The organism is Bacillus sp. FSL K6-6540 (assembly GCF_038007545.1).
Genome location: NZ_JBBOXH010000001.1, coordinates 3435480 through 3456790, shown reverse-complemented (window position 1 = coordinate 3456790; position 21311 = coordinate 3435480). Strand labels below are relative to the sequence as shown.

14 protein-coding genes are annotated in these 21311 nt (G+C 50.6%); 4 read left to right on the top strand and 10 right to left on the bottom strand.

The genetic code is table 11. From position 1 onward, the window contains the following. Positions 1-12: 12 nt before the first annotated feature. The 3 genes from MHH82_RS15325 to MHH82_RS15315 form a co-directional block, all read right to left on the bottom strand. On the bottom strand, positions 13-3087 hold the full coding sequence (locus MHH82_RS15325; RefSeq protein WP_340966575.1) for an alpha-mannosidase: 3075 nt from the start codon (positions 3085-3087) through the stop codon (positions 13-15). 24 nt (positions 3088-3111) lie between these two features. Beyond that, the gene (locus MHH82_RS15320) at positions 3112-5343 is read right to left on the bottom strand and encodes a hypothetical protein (RefSeq protein ID WP_036663050.1); all 2232 of its coding nucleotides are present in this window, start codon (positions 5341-5343) and stop codon (positions 3112-3114) included. A 164-nt stretch (positions 5344-5507) separates the two neighbouring features. Further along, complete coding sequence (locus MHH82_RS15315) at positions 5508-6656, bottom strand: GntR family transcriptional regulator (protein WP_015735215.1); 1149 nt, start codon at positions 6654-6656, stop codon at positions 5508-5510. 315 nt (positions 6657-6971) lie between these two features. Here MHH82_RS15315 and MHH82_RS15310 point away from each other — a divergent pair, with 315 nt between their 5' ends. From MHH82_RS15310 to MHH82_RS15295, 4 genes are all read left to right on the top strand, one after another. Further along, positions 6972-9029 (top strand): GxGYxYP domain-containing protein, encoded by a 2058-nt coding sequence (locus tag MHH82_RS15310; RefSeq protein ID WP_340966571.1) that lies wholly within the window; start codon positions 6972-6974, stop codon positions 9027-9029. A gap of 569 nt (positions 9030-9598) precedes the next feature. After that, a complete protein-coding gene (locus MHH82_RS15305) occupies positions 9599-10684 on the top strand; it encodes a GerAB/ArcD/ProY family transporter (protein WP_015735213.1) in 1086 nt (361 codons plus the stop codon). A gap of 3 nt (positions 10685-10687) precedes the next feature. Then, positions 10688-12217 carry a spore germination protein gene (locus tag MHH82_RS15300; protein ID WP_340966569.1) on the top strand — a complete coding sequence of 510 codons (1530 nt, stop codon included), beginning with the start codon at positions 10688-10690 and terminating at the stop codon, positions 12215-12217. Position 12218: 1 nt separating this feature from the next. Next, positions 12219-13436 carry a Ger(x)C family spore germination protein gene (locus MHH82_RS15295; RefSeq protein WP_340966567.1) on the top strand — a complete coding sequence of 406 codons (1218 nt, stop codon included), beginning with the start codon at positions 12219-12221 and terminating at the stop codon, positions 13434-13436. A 131-nt stretch (positions 13437-13567) separates the two neighbouring features. On the opposite strand, the gene MHH82_RS15290 is transcribed toward MHH82_RS15295, so the two are convergent. The 7 genes from MHH82_RS15290 to MHH82_RS15260 form a co-directional block, all read right to left on the bottom strand. Further along, complete coding sequence (locus MHH82_RS15290) at positions 13568-13738, bottom strand: hypothetical protein (RefSeq protein ID WP_186326418.1); 171 nt, start codon at positions 13736-13738, stop codon at positions 13568-13570. Between the two features lie 210 nt (positions 13739-13948). Beyond that, positions 13949-14803 (bottom strand): protein phosphatase 2C domain-containing protein, encoded by an 855-nt coding sequence (locus MHH82_RS15285; RefSeq protein ID WP_340966564.1) that lies wholly within the window; start codon positions 14801-14803, stop codon positions 13949-13951. A gap of 46 nt (positions 14804-14849) precedes the next feature. Then, on the bottom strand, positions 14850-15587 hold the full coding sequence (locus MHH82_RS15280; protein WP_251495563.1) for a DUF4184 family protein: 738 nt from the start codon (positions 15585-15587) through the stop codon (positions 14850-14852). Between the two features lie 132 nt (positions 15588-15719). Next, positions 15720-16712 (bottom strand): MsnO8 family LLM class oxidoreductase, encoded by a 993-nt coding sequence (locus MHH82_RS15275; RefSeq protein WP_251495560.1) that lies wholly within the window; start codon positions 16710-16712, stop codon positions 15720-15722. Positions 16713-16738: 26 nt separating this feature from the next. Then, on the bottom strand, positions 16739-17221 hold the full coding sequence (locus tag MHH82_RS15270) for an RrF2 family transcriptional regulator (protein ID WP_251495557.1): 483 nt from the start codon (positions 17219-17221) through the stop codon (positions 16739-16741). A gap of 335 nt (positions 17222-17556) precedes the next feature. Further along, positions 17557-18207, bottom strand: coding sequence for a response regulator transcription factor (locus tag MHH82_RS15265; protein WP_015735205.1), 651 nt, complete (start codon positions 18205-18207; stop codon positions 17557-17559). A 6-nt stretch (positions 18208-18213) separates the two neighbouring features. Beyond that, positions 18214-21288 (bottom strand): ATP-binding protein, encoded by a 3075-nt coding sequence (locus tag MHH82_RS15260; RefSeq protein WP_340966554.1) that lies wholly within the window; start codon positions 21286-21288, stop codon positions 18214-18216. Positions 21289-21311: the final 23 nt, after the last annotated feature.

Genomic DNA, 21311 nt, shown 5'->3' with positions numbered 1-21311 from the left:
CCGCCCCGTCCTCTATAGTTCTGGTACATTCAACCGCAGCGTGATGATTTCAAACGGCGTGAACGATAGCGTGACCTCGGACGGATCGTTCATCGGCAGCTGCGTAAGGCAGTTTTCCATCAGATCAGCGATCCAGGCCTCGGCGGTTTCAAACCCAAGCCGAAGCGACGTGTTCGCGTGCGTTCCTGAAGCTTCATACAGACGAACGATGACATCGTCGCCATCCTCGGCTTTTTTGACGGACTCTACCATGATGTGCGGATGATCAGGCCAGATAAACGATTGTGAAGGAGGCAGCTTTGTTGTCACCTGATCCGATACCTCAGGCAAGGACATCGTGCGAAGCGGGACGTTCAGTTCATGGCCTCTTCGGTAGATTTCGGCTTGCACATGATTCCCTTGGTGCGGATACAACGAATACGTGAATCGATGCTCTGCGCGGTCCGCCTCCGGATCTGGATAAGAGCTGCTGCGGAGCAGATGAAGATCCAGCACGTTATCGATGGCGCGATGGCCATACTTGCAATCATTGAGCAGCGCGACGCCGTAATCCGGCTCCGATAAGTCCACCCATTGATGTGCGCAGATCTCATCCTTCGCAAAATCCCACAGCGTATTGCGGTGGGTCGGTCTGCTCAGGCTGCCGAACTGGATTTCGCAGTGGACCTGATCCGTGCGTATATTAACGGGGAACGACGTTCTTAACATCTTGCCGTTCTCCCTCCAATCGACGTCCGTCTCGAAATCGATGCGCCGGCTGCCCGCCGTCAACACGACGGTCTGGGTCAGCGAGGACTCCCCGTAACCGTACTCGAAGACAAGCCCGATCCTCGGCCCCTCCCGAAGCTCCCGCATGCTCAGCAGGTGTATCGGTGTACCCGGATTCGCCGCATAGTCATGGCGGAAATCCCATGCGTCCCCGTCGTCATGATAAACGCGAAGATCGTTGCCTAATCGTCCCTGCTGGATGACTTCGCGGTTTTCCGCTTTATCCAGAACCGACAGGATAGCCCCGTTTTGATCGAATGTCACGATGACCTTGTCGTTCTCCAGGCTTCGTCCTTCAGCTGCAGCGTCTGCGCCCGCCTCTGGCGTTTTAGTCAAGATTTCAGAGGAGGATGCGGCTTCTCCATCCGCTTCCAGGCCAGCGTCATTCGATAAAACCGCATATCCCATCGATGGAACCTGCACGTGATGCCAGCGTCCGTTCATGCGCAGCCACTCTCGTCGCTCCCAAGGCAGCGAATTGAAGATGACGGTTTGCGCGGAAGCCGTGTCACTGCGTGCTATATGGCCAGCTATATAGTTGTAGGTGTCGGCAATCATGGTTTCCGTCTGCCCAAGCAGCTCTTCATACCGCGCCAGCGACTCATCGTACACCCGCTTGATCGAAGATCCCGGAAGAATATCGTGGAACTGATACAGCAGGACTTCCTTCCAGATCGTCTCCAGCGTCTCAGCAGGATAATCCCGCCCTAGCCGGGCTGCCAGCACAGAAGCAAACTCCAGCTCGCGCAGCGCTTTCTCCATCTTCCGGTTGTAACGTTTGCTCCGGGCCTGACTGGTCAAGGTTCCTTGATGCTTCTCCAGGTAGAGCTCCCCGCGCCACGTCTGGAACGACTCGCGCTCTTCATTCAACCGTTCGAAGAACTTCCACGAAGGCTCTTGCTGGACGGGAGACAAACCAAGCAGGTTTTTCTCGCGAGCCAGCCGTTCCAAATGCTCTTCGCCCGGACCGCCGCCGCCGTCTCCAATGCCGAAGAGCATCAAGGCATGGCCGGATACGTTCTTATCCAAATACTCCCGCTCCGCCTTGGCGATGGAACGCGGGGCTGCCGGACTGTTGTACGTATCTTCAGGAGGCATATGGGTCAGAACGGCGGAGCCGTCGATGCCTTCCCAGAGGAAGGAATGGTGAGGGTGCCGGTTGTACTCGCTCCAAGAGAGCTTCTGGGTCATCATATAATCCACGCCGGATTTCTTGAGCAGCTGCGGCAGGCTGGCAGAGTAACCGAACACGTCCGGCATCCAGAGCGATTTCATCTCCAACCCGAATTCCTGTTGGAAATATCGCTTGCCGTACAAGATCTGACGAACCAGTGATTCCCCGCCCGGTACATTGGTATCCGATTCTACCCACATGGCTCCCTGCGGTTCCCATCTTCCTTCGCGCACCCGTTCCTTGATCTGTTCATATAGTGCGGGATAATGCTGCTTCATCCAGTCATAGAGCTGGGGCTGGCTTGCCCCGAACACGTAGTCCGGGTAGCGTTCCATCATGCGGAGCACGGTCGAGAACGTTCTGGCGCCTTTCCGGATCGTTTCGCGGATCGGCCACAACCAGGCCAAATCGATATGAGCGTGCCCCACGGCGCTGATCGTTAAGACCGGATCGCCGCCCTTCAGGCTCAATGGTTCAGCCAGCTTCTTCTTCGCCTCCGCGACGCGCTCCGGCGAGAAATCCGTGAGCCGTAACGAAACGTCATACAGCGCCTGATAGATTCTCTCTTTGCGAGCGGTTCCCGCCGGGAGCTGCTCGGCGGCTTCCAAGAGTACCTCGACATCGTAATATAGGCTCCGGATATCTTCCCGGCAGCTGGCGATGACGGCTTCTTTCAAAGTTCCTCCCCGGTATTTGCCGAAGAGATCGTTATTGCCCGCATCGGCCCACACTTCAATATCCGATCCACGCAGGAACATGTCATGGAGCCGGACGACGCGCTTGCCGGGGAGTCCTAAGGAAAAGTCGAATTCCGAATTCACGGTGGTCAAGCCCTGTACTGGCGATCCGTTCGGATCCACCAAACACAACTCGCCGTTGATGTCCAGCAGGAGGACAAGATCCTCCTTCCGGCTATGCTCCGGAATGCTGCCGGCAAAACGGAACCAGGCGCAGTCCCACAGGCTGCCCCATCGCTGTCCATGGACAAGCGTCATTTTCGTTCCCGTCTTTCGATCCAAGTACGATACGGGCTCAGGCGTAACCCATGCCGTCACTTCCAACTCGGCAACCGGCTCATATATGGATTCCCGAAGTTTGCTTAACATTTGTTTTAACGGTTCAGGCCTTATCGGTTCGTATGGCATGATGATCTGCTCCTCTCTATTGCATCAGTCGGCTGCAGGTTCCGTCACGGATTGGGATATCCAATCCACCAGAATCACGGCCTGGTTCGCCGCGCCGTGTTCGTACTTCAGCAGGACGGTTAACGACTCCCTATCCCATACCCAGTCGGCAGGCATCGCTTGATTCCCGATGACGTACTGGACGGACGCCGGCTCGGTCGGACAATACAGCCTCGCGCTGGCCTGCATATTGGCCGGTCCCTTGGCCGTGAATCGGAAACCGGCGTCCGATTGGTCGAGCTCCTCGATTCTGGAGGAGGCTGCGATGATGGACACTCTGCCTCCGGAAGGACGTCCGGCTTCAACATCATAGAGAAGCGCCTGTTTCCCGGGGCTTAACGAAATTTGATCATGAACGGAGAGTTTCGAATCGAACAAGTCCACGACAGGACCCGAGATTGTCAGGTCTTTATCGGAGACGGACTCTTCCAGGACCGAAGCAATGATATAAGGACCGCGTTGCAGCTTGAAATAATGTTTGGTATGCCACGGCGGTTCCGTGCCGAAAAGTGCCTCCATCGTGGCCTGGACGGCGCGGCGCAGCCGGTCTGCCCCTTCCTTCGACAAGCTCAGGTCGGCCGGATGCTGATCCAGCCAGCATACGACGCCTTTTCCTGCCTGATGGATACCTTCCGCTACTCCCTTCAGATCAAGCTGCTCAAACAGATGCTCCCGCGGGGAGTTATATTTCGAGCTGAACGATCCGACCCCAACCTCCGTGTTCCACCATGCGCGTATGCCGTGGTACGGATCGCTGTCATCGCCGACATAGATCAGTGCGCCGCCATCCCGCACCCACTGCGCGAGGGCATTATGAAGGTCTGGATATTCCGGCTTGAAAAATTCATAGCTCAATACAAGGACGCGGTAAGGAGCCAAATAACCCGGATAACGCCTTACATTATCAAGCTGAAGCGGGCGAACCGGGATGCCATGCTTCAACAGGGGCAGCGTCAGACCGTAAAAAGGAGAGAAATCGAGTAGCTCCGTGTCCCCCGCCTCCTGAAATCCTTGGGGGTCCGTGCCGTCATATTTCCCGGCATCGGGCGCTCCAGGCTCAGGCTTCATTCGCTGAAACATCGCGGAGTCTGCAATGAGAACGCCGACTTGCAAGGCGTCTTCCTCCGATTCGATCACTTTCTGGTCCATATTGCCCAGCGTATGCATGACCTGGAGCAGCGTCGTTGCATAGTCGGACGGGATGGATTCTTTGCTTGAGCCGTCCTGGGATGGGTAAGTCCCTTTAAAGATTCGCCGCGGCCATGGCGAGACCTCATAATGGGAAACCCCTGGATGCAGCAGTGAAGCGACCACGGTTTTTAGATAGTTCTGCTGATAATCCGCCCACGTGTGGTTCGGATTGTCTTCGATCGGATCATGCAGGAACCACATGCGTCTGTCCGTTCCCCGAACCAGCTCCTGCATCACGCCGTATTCGAGGTAAGCGGTTTCAAACGTCCGTTCCTTGCGCAGTCCCTCATATACATTCGGCGTCCGGGAGGTCCCCGTCCAGATCTGTGCAATGTACCCGTCTATGGACGGGAGCTCCACGAGCCCTGATTGCGGACTGACGATCCGCCATTGGGTGTAGTTGATCAGACTATGGGTCGGAACGTAAAAGCGAAGGATTCGATCATAACGCTTTAACGCGTAATCCTTCATCTCTGCGCACAGCCGGTCGAGCACCCGGGTATATAAATACGCTTTCAATTTGGAAGCCCGGTATTGTGCGTCCGGTGAAGCATGTGGCGGAATCCATGGCTCCTTGTAATACAGCTGCCATTCCCGCTTGAACGCTTCCGAATAACCTCCGTTCACCCAAAATTCTGGCTCTTCCAGATGAATGGCCTCCACGCCCGCATCCACCGCGATGCGTATTCGGTCCGCGATAAAGCGGCCAAAGGAAATCGTAGGCACCATGTAAGGAATGACCGGTTGCTTGCCATGCAGGATCATCTCCCCTTGGCGATCCTTCTGGGCTTCATCCCAATGCGGTACGCCGTCTACCTCCCCATCCAGGTAGCTGTTGTATTGCCCCCATGCGACTCCGGTCATGAGATGGACGACGTACCCCTTCTCTTTCCATTTCCGAATGCGCTCAGGCATGGTTTCGTCAATCCCGTACACCATCACGAAGTCTGTCTGAAGATCATAGTCGGGGTGATACGGTGCGGACTCTTGAAACCCGGTTCGTTCTTCCCTGCGATCTCTCGGCACGTGTTTAAACCTCCCTGCTCAGGTTAAATGTACTTTCACTTCATGAACCTCCATCATTTTCTAGAATATAATATATAATATAAATATATTCAATATGTTTTTTGGACAAACCAAAAAAGCCTTCTCCGTTGGATGACGGAAAAGGCTTATTCTTCGCATGGATATTAAGTTCGTGGAACGCGGCCGGATGTTTGGCGGATCACAAGCTCAGGCTCAATCAGCATTTTGCTGTAACTCTTGCCTTCGCCTGAGCCGCGCAGCACTTCCAGAAGTTTGCCGGCGGCTTGATATCCCATATCCCGCTCAAACTGCTTGACATGGGTGAAAATGCTGAATTCCTCCACAATGGAAGTCGGATCGTCGAAGCTGACGATCGATACGTCCTCTGGGACCCTAAGCCCCGCTTGCTTTGCCATCTGATAGATCTGCACGCCCAGTCTCCCGTTAAGCGAAATATAGGCGGTTACCATGCGATTTCGAATGTATCGGTACAATGGGTGCGCTTCCGCATCCTTAAGCACGTTCAGCGGTTTGAAATCCGTAATCATATGCGCCGGATTGATGAGCGCGCCTTTGTCCTTCAATGCATCGATATACCCTTCGATCCGCTCCTGAACCGTCACGGTCTGAAGGGGGGAATCCGAGCAGATGGCGATATCCCGGTGCCCAAGCTCCCATAGATGCTCAACGGCGAGCCGGGTGCCCCGCCTGCCATCGGCGGCAATATAATGAGTCTCGACGCCAGGCAAATACCGGTCGATCAACACAAAAGGAAAACCGGACAGCTTCATGCCCAGTATCTCCTCGTTGTAGTTCTCCTCGTCGATCGGGAAAATCAGCAGGCCTTCGGCTCCGAGAGCCTTCAGATCCTTGATGGCGTCTTTTTCCTTGTCGAGTTTGCCGTCGGTCAGCATGATCATGCTTCGATAACCTTCATCATTCAGAGCCTGCTCGATTCCCTCGATGAGTCTCATGGCAAAGTAATCATGAATCGTGGGCATAATCACGCCAATCATGCCCGTTGCCAGCGTCCTCTCTTTTCCCTTGAGCGACGAAGCCAACGGCTGGTTACCGGGTGAGAAGTCCGCTTCTTCCGCAACAAAACTTCCTTTGCCCGGCACGCGGGCAATCAATTTCTCGTTCGCTAATCCCGTCAGCGCATTGGCAACCGTGATCTTGCTGACATGAAACTGGTCCATCAGCTCCTTCTCTGTCGGAATGCGATCACCGGGCTTCATATTTTCTGATGCTATGACGTGTCGGATATAGTCCTGGATTTGCTGATACAACGGAATTCGATCATTTGTACTCATTCTAATCACATCACCAATTCATTCATGATATTTGAAATATATAATATATCCTTACACATACAAGCGCAATAAACAAGCATGAGCTGACAACGACTGTTACGACAACCCCTTGATGCAATAGCGTTTAACATGCCTGATTTGCAAGAATTATAAGAAGTTTTGTCGAACCTCTTGTAAAATAATATTTGAATATATTAAATATGTGTTGGTAAGCAGTGTGCTGCACGGTATGGTACCGAAAAAAGGAGGTTGGATGTTTACGGATGAGCACGCGCTTCCAGTTGACAACAGAACATAACAAGGAGTGAATTCGCCATGGCCCGTAGATTCACGATTCTCTGTTTAGCCATCCTTTGTGCTTTTTCATTAAGCGGCGGCGCAGCTTTTGCTTCGGGAACGGATGCATGGCCAGCCAAACCCGACGGCTCCGATAACCGCGAACTGCCAAGTTTCAAGAAACCGAAGCATTTGGATGCCGCAGATATTTATGATGCTCCAGGTGACATTAAATTGCTATTAGGGACCTTGCAGGGAATCGTTAACAGGGAACAGCCCCGAATCTATTTGATTGAGTCCCAGGAAGAAGGGAAAATGACCTGGCTTGAAGATATAAACGTGCCTTATACGCTTCATGAAGACTATTGGGACGTATTCGCTGCTTATCGTGGCGAAGCCAAAGGCATGATTGTATATGATCCGGAAGTTCCCGACACGATTAATGTCGCCACCACCCTCGCAGGACTGAAGAAGGCTGTCGTTGCCAGTCCGGAGCTGGCCGCCCAATTGTCCAAAGCCCCTTATAACTTGAAGACGCTGGATGATTTGCGCGGCAAATTCGATAACCGGCTCGAAGCTTACACCTGGCAGTACGAGAATCTGTGGAAGCAGACGAATCATCAGATGTTAGTCGGACTGGATCCGGATACGGCGATCCGAATTCCTTCCGGCCTCCCGGAATCGTTTGTAACGATTGCAGAGGAGAAGGAGCAGATTCGCGATGCAAGCAATCGTGATACTTACCAGCTTGATTTATCCTCTCTCTTGGGAAAATCAGAGGTATATCTTCGGTTCGACGATGCTTTCACCCAGGATGGTTGGGGCCCTGCCGTACACGAAGTAACGGTTAAGGCCGACGGCAACGTGATTGCGAGTTTCATCGCAGGTACACCGGAAGAAGAGGCCTATCTATATGATCGGCAAAATTCCAAGTTCAGTGAAGGACAGGGCGGTCACCGCTTCGCCGATAACGGCAGTTATTTTGTGTACGAATTCACCCCTCCTGCCGGAACCAAGAACCTGACCGCCGAAGTGGATATGTGGAACCAGTATAAGGTTTCCGCGGGAAATATCCGTCCGCTATCTGCTGAGCAGCAGGAACCCTATGGTTATTTAAGAGATTATGCCGTAGCCAACAAAGCGATGGTATTCTGGCTGGATTCCAATGTGCCTGAGCAAAAAGCGCTGTTCGAAAAAATTCTGTCCGGTGTGAAGCCGGGCACCCCGTATCTCGGCTGGTTCAGCAACGATGTGGAAGGCGAGTTCAGTTCCGTCGAGATCGCTTCCCGTTATGGCGTTTATGTGCTGGCGGCCGACTGGTTCAGCAATCTGACTGTCTTCTCGGGAACCAAGCCGAATTTCAAGCTGGCGAAAACACCTCCACAGCCGGCCCTGGAGAATAAGATTTACGTAACGTATACTTTTACGGAAGGCGACAACTTCCAATACAACCAGCATCGCATGCGCGTCATGTGGGATGACCCGGCTCGCGGCAAAGTCCCGATCAACTGGACCTCCAGCCCGCTGCTTTATGAAGGTGCTCCAGCGATATTGAATTATTATCTCAATTCGGCTACAGAGAACGATTTGCTGATTGCCGGGCCGTCCGGTGCCGGATATTTTTACCCAAGCCCATGGCCGGATGCAAGCTTTCAGCAGTTCTTGCGGTCTACCGAGAAATACCTGAAAAAGACGGGAATGACGATCCCTTATGTTCTGAATCGAGTCGATAGCGAGAATGTGCCGTTATCTCCGTTTAAAGCCAAAGCATATGAGGAGGAATATAACGTACCCGGTTTATTTATTAGCTATGAAGACAGATACGGGGTTGAAATCGTTGGCGACAGCCTGCCCGTATCAACGATCCGCGGGATCAGCACCGTGCAGGACGGATTGCAGGTCCTGAATGAGGCCAAAGCGAATTGGGACGGTAAGTCACCGCTCTTCGTTTCCCTCGGCATGCTTGCCTGGAGCATGACTCCGTCGGATGCGCTGGCTCTAACCGAACAGCTTGGAACAGACTTCAAAGTTGTACGCGCCGATCACTATTTCTCCTTGATCCGCGAAAGCTACGGCTTGCCGGCAAGCAAGAAATGATGATGTCTTGTTAAGCGAACTGCATATTTCTCAAGGCAGCGTCAGGCCCGATCCAATCGGGTCTGCGCTGCCTGTTTTATTAACGCGGGGTCTGTTGCTATATTTCATAGCATTAACTATATGTAGTTAATATCATTAATTATATATAATTAATGCCATGAATTAATTGATTAATATCATTAATCATCTCTTGTCCTTCATCATGCTGCAATCGGAACTGTGCCTCCAATAACATCGGACCGCCTTCATAAAGTACTCCGTCTCTCCTCGCATCTCTTTATCTCTTAAAAGGAAAATATGGTTCCTTGCCTGCTTGGATCTGTGAGAAGCGGCTGAATTATTTCTTGGGTAATCGCAAAAACCACATCGTTTCGACAGCCGATCTGATGTCCGATTCTCTTCCCTACTCTATTGCAGTCGGCAATCACATGGCGAATAAGATCCTCTCCCCCATACGACTCGCAGCCATATTACGGCTGTGCTTCCTCGCACCATACATAAAATACGGCAAATGGTGAATACTCACTGTATCGAATTAGCATGTATTCCCTCATATGGAGATTAGTATTATGGCCGCAACTAAAAAGATATCCTTAATCGACGTTTACTTCATCATGCTGCTGTCCTTGGGCATCACCAATCACGTTGTCCTGATTCCGCTTCTTCTGCAGAAAGCAGGCCGGGACGCGTGGATGGGCACGTTGCTAACCATGATCCTGCATATTGGCTGGGTGTATATCTTGTTTTTCATTATGAAGCGGACCCGACAACAATCCATCTTCGCATGGTTCAAAGACAGCTTCGGACCCGTGATAGGCTGGATCTTCGTTAGCTTAACAACGCTCTATTTTTTCTGGATGTCCATGGTGATTTTGCGAGAAACGGTGACGTGGATTCAGGTCACCTACCTGCCGCAAACACCCAAAACAGTCGTCTCGCTCACCATTATCCTCCTATGCGTGTATGTGGCGAATAACGGCATTCGCTCGATAGCCATCATATCGGGAATCTTGCTTCCCATTGTATGGGTGTTGGGCCATTTTGTCGCCGTTTCTAATTTGGAATATAAAGACTATACCTTGTTGACGCCGCTCTTCTTGGAAGGTTATACGCCCATGCTTAAGAGCATGCTCGTGGCCGGCGGTGGATTCATGGAGATGATTGTACTGATCTATCTTCAGCATCACATGAAACGAAAGATGAAATACCTCTCGATCGTCATATTGTCTATTTTGCTGGGAGGTCTCACGCTGGGACCGTTGATGGGAGCTATTGCCACATTCGGTCCTGTTCCCGCCATGGAATCCCGCTATCCCGCTTACGAACAGTGGATGCTGGTCACCATAACGAAATATATCACCCATGTCGATTTTCTGGCATTGTACCAATGGATATCGGGGACGTTAATACGTATATCCCTGTTCCTGTTTATTATTGCGGACGGCATTTCCTTTAAAAAAACCAAACGGCGCTTGTGGTACCTGTTAGGGATGGGTGTTGCCACATCCATCATCTCGTTGATCCCGGTCATCGATCGGCAAATCGAGTTATTCGTGCTGGGCAAATATTCGCCATCCTACCTGGTCTTCCTTTCTTCGCTGACGCTGTTGATTGCCATTGCTGTCACATTTCGAGCTAATACCAAAGGAGGGTAGATGATGTCAAACTACAGAAATCGAAATAGCATGTTCCGCCGAAAAAAGAAACCATCCTCGGTCGCAGTGGACCGGCAACCTGCTTCCGACGCATTGGATGAGGAAGCCCTGCGATCCATGTTTGCCAACTCCGCGGATGTCATCATCAAATCTTTCCCAGGAAATCATGAAGATGCTATCCCCGTATTGCTGCTGTATAGCGAAGGTATGGTTGATACCATGCTGATGACACAATATGTGCTGCCGGATTTGGAAGAAAAACTGGAACACTTCAAGGATTGGGAACCTTTAGCCAGAGAACTGGATAAATCAATGGAATGGAGCAAAGTGAAGCAGCCTGCCGATGTCGTTAAACTTCTGTTTGCCGGACGAATGATCCTATTTTTTTCAAAAGAGAAGTGCTTTTATTCCATTGATATTGCCTCGCTTCCCAATAGACAACCTGATGAGTCCAATACAGAGGTGGCCATCAAAGGGGCACGCGACTCTTTTACGGAAGATCTTAACATGAACGTGGCACTCGTTCGAAAAAGATTGCGTACAGCCACACTCCACAATGAGCAAATGATGATTGGCGATCGCAGCCAGACCAGAGTAGCTCTTCTGTATATTTCCGATATCATACGCCCGGAATTTATCAACGAGGCAAAGGAGCGCTTAAAAGGCATCCATGTCGATGCGCTAGTAACCAGCGGCCAGTTGGAGGAAGCCCTTTCCGATTCGACCTTATCCCTGTTCCCACAAATGGATTACATTGGAAGACCGGATTTCGTCGTGGAGTGCTTGCTAAGAGGGCGTTTTGTCATTCTTGTGGACGGGTCGCCGATGGCATTGATTGCGCCTTGCAACTTGCTGGAGTTGTTAAAGTCGCCTGAAGATTCCTATTTTCCTTACCACTTTGTCATATTTGAACGGCTTCTAAGGTTGATAGGTTTATCTCTTGCCATAATGCTTCCGGGGTTTTGGGTTGCCTTGACATGCTACAACATGGATCAGCTTCCTTTTCTGCTTCTTGCGACCGTCACCGTCTCCCGATTCGGGCTTCCGTTGTCGTCGCCAATGGAAATTTTATTGATGCTGGGCATGTTCGAATTATTCAGGGAGGCTGGCGTCAGGCTGCCGAAAGCTGTGGGTCAAACCATCGCGGTCTTAGGCGGCCTCATTATCGGTGATGCTGCCATACGCGCGGGTTTAACGTCGCCCACTATGCTGGTCGTATCTGCAACGACGGCAGTCGCAACGTTTACATTGGTAAACCAGACATTGAGCGGAACGGTCAGCATTATTCGGCTGTATGTGCTGATATGGTCTTCGTTGCTTGGCATGCTGGGATTCTTTATCGGTTTATTCAGTATCGTTGCCTACCTCTCCGTATTGGAATCCTTCGGACTTCCGTACCTTGCTCCTCTATCGCCGCTGACCTTCAAGGATTTGATGAATGCCCTCTTGAAAAAACCGTGGGCTTTCAACAAAAACCGACCGGATATGCTGCAGAATATAGATAACACATCTGAAGAAAGGGAACCTACGTGAGATGAGAAACTGTACCATTATCCTAAAATTAATATGGTTAACGGTTATGCTCAATATGCTAACGGGCTGCTGGGACATCAAGGAGATACAAGACATGAATTACATCACCGCCATCGGCATCGATCAAGAAGACGGTGATTTTGTTGTTTACACCCAGATGATGGATTTTACGTCCGTAGCCAAAAACGAATCGGGAAAAACGGATACCCCCCCTCAAGTATGGACTTCCAAAACTAGAGGCAAAACGTTCGATATGGCGGTTAACGCCATCTATGATTCAGCGCAGGTACGCACGAGCTGGAGCCATATCTCTTGTATTCTCATCAGTGACTCCGTCTTACAATCCAATGTCCTAACCAAACTGGATACGATCGGCCGTTATCAAGAAATTCGGATGACGCCATGGGTATTTGGAACAAAAGACTCCATCGAACAATTATTTAATGTTACTGCTTTCTTCAATCTATCCCCGTTGAATACGTTAGCCCATGAACCTTCTGAAGAGTATAGACAGAAATCCTATGTCGTACCGATTCGATATTTTGATTTTATGGCGTTGACCACAGAACCGGCAAGCACGGTACTTCTTCCTAATCTATCGATCGATAAAGGGACCTGGAGTCTAAATCAAAAAGAAAATCCGAAGCTGGTGATTAACGGAGTATACGCTATTTCCAAAGAGAAATTGAATGGCTTCTTCACCAATGACAAGCTTACCGGTCTGCGCTGGATGGAAACCGATACGAAACGCTCTCCTGTCATGATTACGAATAAGAGCGGCGAATACGCGGGGATCGTCGTATTGTCGAACCCTAAAATTCGCAAGAAATTGAACATTGTCAACGGAATGCCCCAATACAGCATTTACGTGAAGTTAAATGGCAACGTGGTGGAAGCTCTCGACGACATGATTAAGACTGAAATGGAAAAACAGGCGGCCACGGAAGTACAGGAGGAGATTCTGTCCACGTTTAAGAATGGGATTGCTTCAAAGACAGACCTGTACAGCTTGGAGCACGTATTGTTTAAGAAGGACACCCGGCTTTGGAAAAAAATCCATCAGTCGTCTCCCCAACCGATGGATCCAGGTTCTCTGGAAAAGGTTCATGTCGAAGTCCATCTGAATCATGCCGGCATGAAGCTGCTCCCTCATCAAAATGGACCTGCTGCCCCTTCGACCCAAAACGAAACAATATCCAGACGATCTGCCATTAAATGAATCCATAATTAAGGCAGCCTTTTCTTGGAGTCAAGAACGGCTGCCTTTGCTTTGAAGCAGGTAGAATTCCTATGTCATATATGATGAAGATGAAATAAATGTTGTTTGTTAAGTTGATCGTACGCGCTTGGCTACACGACAATTTCCACACCTTCATCCTCAAACAAGTCATCATAAGCAACGTAGAGGCCTATGGCTGAGGCGATTAATACCAAAATGGCTGCGATGAACGCTAATTGTTTAACCGTAGCTTTGTTTGATTTCCCTTGCTGTCTTCGTTTACTTTGCACTCCTCGGCCCATACTGCATACCTCCCGCTTTCATGCCGTTACAATAAAATATGATTCCGACATGAAAATGTTGTTAGGCAAAGCACGCTTATTATATCGTATGAGTATAGTTAATCCGGATCGGACATGGCAACCATATGACTGCGGCTCTCTTTTTGACCCAAATGCCATTCTCTCATTTTCACCAGCAGTTTTGCATAGCTTATAGGTTCGATGGACCAACTATAGGTCGTTAAAATGAAGCACCATGCCCGTCTTGTCATCGGATCTCTTGAATCTTGCATGGGTTAAGCACTCCGGGTCAGCCTCTTCGATATCCTGTAATTCATGCGTATACTGTTCAAGGCCGTTTAAGAGTATACGCTGCGCGATGTAGTCCCAATAGGATTGATCGCTCGGCACATCGTTCACAGGCCAGAATAAACCATCCGTTAATAGAATTAGATGGGCTAATCGGGATCTATTGATTTTTCCGTATTCGAGAAAATCAACGGCACGGGGTTCCCCGTTCAAGACGCCGTAGCCTCCATTCACGTTGCTCTTAAAGCGGTTCTCCCTAATGATATCGATTACCGTGCCATGGAGTTCTTGTTGACGGGTCAGTCCCAGATTCACGCCTTCCTCCCATTTTGCGATGGCTGGAGTTTCCAAATGAGCCACTTGTCTCCAGGTTAACGGCCGAACCTCCCCGTCCTGGTAAACGGCAAGGATCATGCAGTCACCGGTCTGCAGGAATTCCACCCGTTCCTCCTGAATTCGTACGAGAGCAAGAGCCGTTCCCCAGAGCCCGTCTTTTTTCTCCATATCGACATGGGCTTGCTGCATGAGTTCTCTTAACTTATCGTTTGCTGCCGCAGCATGCTCCGCAAGCTGTTCCACTTGATCCAGTGATTCAAAAAAGTTCTTCACCGCTTGAGCAGCAAGGTACCCTCCCGTTTCCTTCTTGTCGCTGAGGTAGGGAACCACGGAGGATACCCCGTCTAACACGCCGTACAATCCCGCCTGCTCATGAATTATAAGTGCATCTTCATTTAAGAAATGGATCCCCTTAAGGGTGTACTGCTCAATGGTTACCATAATGGCCCCTCCTACACAATGAATTCTGGTTAATTTGCTGGATTCGTTATTTTCGTCTGGCCGTATTCCAAAAAAGGAGACAGGTTACAAGCAGTGCGAGCAGAAAGCTGCTAATGGCCGGGACGACAAGCTGCAATACATAGGGCAGTCCCCTCCCTTCTACAACCGTCAACATGGCCGTGAACATTGCAAGGATATAGACCGTAACGAATACGGACCAAAAGGTTATAACCGGATGCGCATGCGCTCTTTTCGGGGGCGATACGTACAAATGACGGTGAATCCACCATGCGGTCAGGACCAAGCCAAATAGGGTGCTGCCGTGTTGGCCTAATTTGTACACCGGAATTTGTAAGGCACCGATATGCAGCATTTCCGTAAGGAGCGGAATCTGATTGACGATCCATGCTCCCTTGTGCGTGAACTGATCCCAGAGCAAATGCGTGCCAACGCCTGCCAGTCCTAAGAGGATTACGGCCAGCCACCCTATGGGAGAGGCTGGAAGCTTGCCATCCCGCTGCCAGCGGTACGGGAACCATGAAGGTAAATAGTCGTGCAGAACGGGACGTATGACCTTCTCAAACACAACGTACAGCAGCAATATCAAGGGGAGATTGAATAAAAGAATACCCGGACCCTCATGTCCCCACACGCCAGCCGCACGAAAGCGGATGAAATATTCAAAATCCGGCGCCATGCACCCGATAATGAGCGCGGACACCGGTAACGACTTCTTCTTCCACCACGGCATCGTGATGACGGGATGCGCGAATGTAAAAGGCATAATTACTCCTAACTGCTGATTTTATGTATAAACGATTTTTTACTATTCTAGCATCAACACGCATCTAAGGGATACGATATTTTCGTCAATCGAAAAAGGACAGGCTTCCGCCTGCCCTCTCAAAACCATGATTTACAGCAGTTCACGTGCGAGCAGGCGATACACTTCCAGCCGCTTTTCCTGCGAATGCGGAATGCTGCATATCATCGCTTCCTGGAATCCGTAGTGCGCTTGCTCTTCCTGTAAGCGGGCCGCGATGTCTTTTACCGCTCCCACCAGATGAATTTTGCGCCCTTCCTGGATAGCCATCCGGTCAATCTCCGATAAAGATACATTCTGAGCCTCTTCGGGTGTCATCACCTGCGTAATTCGGCCCTTGCTCATCATCAGCCGGAAAATATCCTGCGGCAGCGCTTCATACTCCGCTTCTTCCTTTGTTTCCGCTGTTGTCACCATATAGGATACGTTAATTTCAGGCTTCTCCATGAACGGGGATGGTTGGAAGTTATCTCGGTAATGGTCCAATATGTCTATGCTCATCGCTCCGTTAAAGAACTGTGCGAAGGAGTAACCGACCCCCATCTGTGCCGCTTGCAGCGCACTGTTGCCGCTGGAGCCGAGCAGCCACACTTCAGGCAGGGCGACTCCCGTAGGCGCGGCGGCATTCGTGGCATACAGTTCATCTTCCGGCACCTGGTCGCGAAGAAGCTGCATGGTGACGGAGAGCTTGTCATACATGTTATGAAGCATCAGCTGCCGCCCCTCGGATAGAGCGTACATGGCACTCGTATCGCCGCCTGGCGCACGACCTACGCCGAAATCAATCCTTCCTGGCGTAAATGCGCTTAACGTCTTAAATACTTCCGCGAGCTTCAGTGGAGAATAATGCATCATCATGACGCCGCCGGTGCCGATGCGTATCCGCTCGGTTTTTGCCGCAAGCCGGGCGGCCGTCACTTCAGGGGCGGAGCTGGCAAACGTATGTCCTCCATGATGCTCGGCCATCCACATTCTGCTGTATCCCAATCCATCGGCCAGAACAGCCAGTTCTTCAGCTTTCATCAATGCGCCTTCCGCCGTATTGCCGCTGGTGACGGGAGCTTGATCCAGTACGCTTAATCTCATATGATATCTTCCCTTCTTCGGTTCGATTAGATGACCATTTTGCTGCTGATCCATTCCTCCAAGGCGCGAACTTTATCCTTAAAGCGTTCTCCGCGCATTTCCTCCGACAACGAAGCGATGGTCTCTCGCTTTAATACAGCTTTCCAGGAAGACTCGGCTTCTTCCATCAAATCGGATAGCAGGCAGCAGCTCTCTTCTTTTTGCAGGTCGAGCATGTCTACGAGAATTCCGTGGGACGAGTATAGGGACTGCTGTCCTTCCACCGCGAGGTAAACGTCGTATACACGGATATCCTCAGGTTTCTTCCTTAATCTGAATCCGCCCTTGATGCCGGGGACGGACGTGATCAGATCAGCGGTTACCAGCTTTCTCAACAATTTCTGAAAATAGGTCACGGAAGTTCCCAGCTGCTGGCTGATCGCTTCCCCGGGCAGCACCGCCCTGTCCGGCAACATGTTGAGCAGAACCAGGGCATATACGGACTGTTCCACGCCGGTTTTCATATGCATAAACAGCACCTCGTTTTACGGTATGGATTTGGTTTAAAATGCTATTCATATTTAAAGCGGATAATCAATATCCACGTTATATCATATATCAGCCGGGTTCAAATGTAAAACCTAACGTTTGCGTTTATCTCATATAAAATGCTGAACGGGATCGCGCCGATGGCATGATCTTGTTCAGCCATGTTAGGATATGACCGAATCATGACAAAAGCATGACAGGTGTATGGCTAATATATGACAGAAGTAACTGTTTCGATAGACTGCCAAACCCTATACTCATAGAAACACATGACAAAAAAACACCGCTTTCATTGAAAGCGGTGTTCTTGCCTTAATCAATCCGGATCCCTAAGTGCCTGCTTGAGCAGCGGAATCGCCTTGGTCCGGTCATTCATGCCGATTTTCTCATAGATGACGCTGATGTAGTTGCGAACCGTACCTTCCGTGATATATAACATATCGGCGATTTCGCGGTTGTTCTTATATTCCGTCATCAGCTTTGCAATCTGCAATTCCCTGGGTGTCAGATTATAATTCTGCACCGGAAACTGTGGAACTCCGGTCGTTCTTAACCGGGCCGCCAACTTTGCCGCCACCTTCGAAGGGAGCATCAGCTCGCCACGAATCGCCTCGCGGATCGAGGCAATGATTTTTTGGGACGTAAAGTCTTTAAGCAAATATCCGGATGCTCCTTTGGCCAGTGCCTCTATAATGAAATCCTCTTCGGTGAACGTCGTGAGGATCAGCACGATCGTATCCGGATTGGACTGCTTAATCTGGTGCGTTGCCGCAATACCGTTCATAACCGGCATTTCGATGTCCATTAACACAAGCTGAGGACGCAGCTGCTCCACCAGCTCGCAAGCGGTCTGCCCATTGTCCGTCGTAGCAACGACCTCCATTTCGGGCTCCATATTGATAATGGTCTCTAGGCCTTCACGGACAATAGTTTGATCCTCTGCAATAAGTATGCTTATGCTTGACATTTCTGATCACTCCTTAAGCGCGGAACGGGGCATGGTGAGTAATAACACACAGCCTGCTCCATCCTTCGTGCTGACCTGGAAGGTACCGCCCCTTCGCCGGGTCGTTTGGCGCATCATGGTCAATCCGAATCCAAGCCGTTCGGACGTAAAGGGCAGTCCGTTATTTTCGAGCGTAAACTGGATAGCGTCTTCTGTCTCGATCAACTCAAACCGGAAGAACGTGCATTGGCCGTGACGAATACCGTTCGTGATTCCCTCCTGCAAGGCATGGCGGATCAACTTCTCGGCCTCCGGCTCAAGACTTCCGTCGGAGACTTCAATCTTATGCTCCACGTTGACTTCCGCATATTGCTGGGAGTCGTTAATGATTTGCAGCAAGGAGTCCCGGAACGTTGCTGAAGCAGCCGCTTCCTCGGCAAGCATATGCACGGATTTCCGCATTTCATGAAGCCCTTTGCGGAGCAGGTCGGACGCATGCTTCAATTTCTCCGTCGATTCCGGTGCGTTCTGCGAAGACATTTTCAGACCGAGCTCTAACTGAACGACGCTGGCTGTTAGAATATGTCCTACGTGATCGTGAATATCGCCGGCAATTCGGTTCCGCTCGGCGAGCACGGATATCTCCGACAATGCTCTGGCCCGTTCTTCCAAAGAATGCTCAAGCTCAATGGTCCTCGCCTCCACTTCGCGTTCCAGCGTTGCATTCCAGCGTGCCAGTTGGAGATGCAGTTCAAGGCGTGCCAACAGCTCCTGCTTGTCGACGGGTTTCGCAAGATAATCATTACCGCCGTGTTCAAAACCGGCAACCAAATCCGTCATTTGACTTTTTGCGCTGAGGAAGATGACAGGCAATTCGCCAGAATTGTAATGCCTGCGTATTTCTTCACCTAATTGGAGTCCGGATACGTACGGCATCATGACATCGAGAAGCGCGATGTCCGGTTTGTATCCATTCTGGATCCATTCCAGGGCCTCTTGTCCGCTGCATGTCGACCTGAGTGAATATTTTCCCGCCAGGAACTGCAAGAGGACCTGGACGTTAATCGGATCGTCATCCACGATGAGCACTGAAGGCAGTTGTTTATTGGAGTGGGCTGCCTCCCGCTCAGGCTCAACGATCTCCCATTGAGGAAATGACTCCGTCGGAATGTAATCTGCGACGGGCAGAGGAGGGCCCTTCGGCTCTCCTTCGCCAGCCATGGGGAGCGTAAAGCTGAACGTTGAGCCTTCTCCAACACCGGAGGTTACTCCAATCCTTCCGCCATGCAGTTCGACTAGCTTCTTAGTAATCGAGAGCCCGATCCCCGTACCGCCTTGTTGAGATCGATCCAGAGGATTAATCTGCTCGAATGATTCAAAAATACGGTCCAGATCAGCTTCTGAGATACCGATTCCGCTATCGGTTATCTGAACCGAAACTTGTCCTTGCAGCCTCTTTGCCGTGACGGTAACCGTCCCGGTTTCCGTGTAAGCGATCGCATTTCCAATTAAATTATGCAATATTTGCTGCAATCGATTCTCGTCGGCCATCACGTACATATCGTCCGGCAATTGATGGGATAGCCGGAGCCCTTTCTTCTCGGCCAATGGGTTGAGCACTTGAAGGGTCAGCTCGACGGCCAGACGCAAGTTAACCGTCACGAGGACCAAACCGATCTCCTGGTGCTTGAGCTTTGAGAAATCCAATATATCGTTTACCAAATGGGCAAGCCGCTGGCCACTGACCTTCATGAGCCGCAAAAGATCGATGACAGGCGATGGCAGTTTGCCGGAGCTTCCGTCGATCAAGGCATCGGCCAGACCGATAATGCCATGCAGCGGAGTACGCAGCTCATGCGAGGTTTTCGCCAAAAATTCATCCTTCAGTTTGTCTAATGTCAACAAACGCTCCGACAAACGCTCCACTTGGAAAAAAGCCCGAGAGGATTTCATGGACAGCAATAATGCCTGCAAAAATACAAACCCGAGCACACCGAACTGCAGCAACGCTGGCGTAGTAAAGACTCCTTTACGGTTTAAGGTATCATTGACCGCTGTCAGGAAAATCAGGCTGAATCCGACGATGAGGAGGACAGCCCCTTCTTGTCTTTGCCTTGCTAACCGAATGGATGCATAGACGGCATAGAGAACAAGCCCGATGGAATAGATCTGAAATGGGATCAGTGAATAATCATACACCCGGATATCTGTTGTAAGCACCAGTAAGGTCAAAAATATCGTGAAAAACTGCGTCAAACGCCATACCTTGCGGGATAGAAATTGAGGAAACAAGTGATATATATATGAGATCAAAAATAATTCGCCGACGTAAATCGTTAAATACGATACTTTTGCAAACCAAACCCATGAGAACGCTGGGAATATTTCCAGTATAAATCTTGAACCCACCAGCATCGTTCGGACGGCAATGCACATACAGAACAATCCGAAATACAGCGGAGTTACGTCGTTGCGTCTGAGCACGTACAAGATAATATGATACACACCGATCACCAGCAGTGAACCGATCACAAGACTGTCTCTTACAAGCTCTACCGACTTCTCCTGCTGCAGCTGCTTGGCATCTCCAAGCTCAATAGCGTTATTAATCCCGCCTTTGGGATACGTATAATTGGCGACCTGAACCAGAAGCGTCAATCGTCCGTCCGAGTCCGGCTTAACGGGTACGACTACAGACGGACCATACTTCGGAATGGATGCCTCGTGCGTAGATCCAGGTTTACCCGCCGATGCCGCCAGGGTATCGTTGACCCATAGGGCGTATGACGAATAGATGTTTCGCAGTTTGAGTGCAATCGGCTCTTCAGAATCAAGCCCGCTAATCGTCAAACGATACGTTGCATATCCGTCGGCTGGAAGCTTTCTGCCGTTCAATGTATAATTCGTCCAATACTCGGGCATATCGACGTATGCGCTTACGGCAGGAAGTGTCCCCTGTTTCAGATCGTCCGGATCCAGCAGTTGGTTCCAATAAAATGCCCACTTTCCGTTCAGCGCAACGGACCCCTCTGTGCCGAAATCCCATCCTTCCAGCTGAAGCTCACCGTTCTGCACACTCACGGACGACTTCGCAGTTGCCATATCCGAATGGCCGGCTAAAGATA

Bases quoted from the DNA above. Each gene is read 5' to 3' on its own strand.
- MHH82_RS15325 (WP_340966575.1), bottom strand. From the start codon at position 3,087: ATGCCATACGAACCGATAAGGCCTGAACCGTTAAAACAAATGTTAAGC.
- MHH82_RS15315 (WP_015735215.1), bottom strand. From the start codon at position 6,656: ATGAGTACAAATGATCGAATTCCGTTGTATCAGCAAATCCAGGACTAT.
- MHH82_RS15310 (WP_340966571.1), top strand. From the start codon at position 6,972: ATGGCCCGTAGATTCACGATTCTCTGTTTAGCCATCCTTTGTGCTTTT.
- MHH82_RS15305 (WP_015735213.1), top strand. From the start codon at position 9,599: ATGGCCGCAACTAAAAAGATATCCTTAATCGACGTTTACTTCATCATG.
- MHH82_RS15300 (WP_340966569.1), top strand. From the start codon at position 10,688: ATGTCAAACTACAGAAATCGAAATAGCATGTTCCGCCGAAAAAAGAAA.
- MHH82_RS15295 (WP_340966567.1), top strand. From the start codon at position 12,219: ATGAGAAACTGTACCATTATCCTAAAATTAATATGGTTAACGGTTATG.
- MHH82_RS15290 (WP_186326418.1), bottom strand. From the start codon at position 13,738: ATGGGCCGAGGAGTGCAAAGTAAACGAAGACAGCAAGGGAAATCAAAC.
- MHH82_RS15285 (WP_340966564.1), bottom strand. From the start codon at position 14,803: ATGGTAACCATTGAGCAGTACACCCTTAAGGGGATCCATTTCTTAAAT.
- MHH82_RS15280 (WP_251495563.1), bottom strand. From the start codon at position 15,587: ATGCCTTTTACATTCGCGCATCCCGTCATCACGATGCCGTGGTGGAAG.
- MHH82_RS15275 (WP_251495560.1), bottom strand. From the start codon at position 16,712: ATGAGATTAAGCGTACTGGATCAAGCTCCCGTCACCAGCGGCAATACG.
- MHH82_RS15270 (WP_251495557.1), bottom strand. From the start codon at position 17,221: ATGCATATGAAAACCGGCGTGGAACAGTCCGTATATGCCCTGGTTCTG.
- MHH82_RS15265 (WP_015735205.1), bottom strand. From the start codon at position 18,207: ATGTCAAGCATAAGCATACTTATTGCAGAGGATCAAACTATTGTCCGT.
- MHH82_RS15260 (WP_340966554.1), bottom strand. From the start codon at position 21,288: ATGGCAACTGCGAAGTCGTCCGTGAGTGTGCAGAACGGTGAGCTTCAG.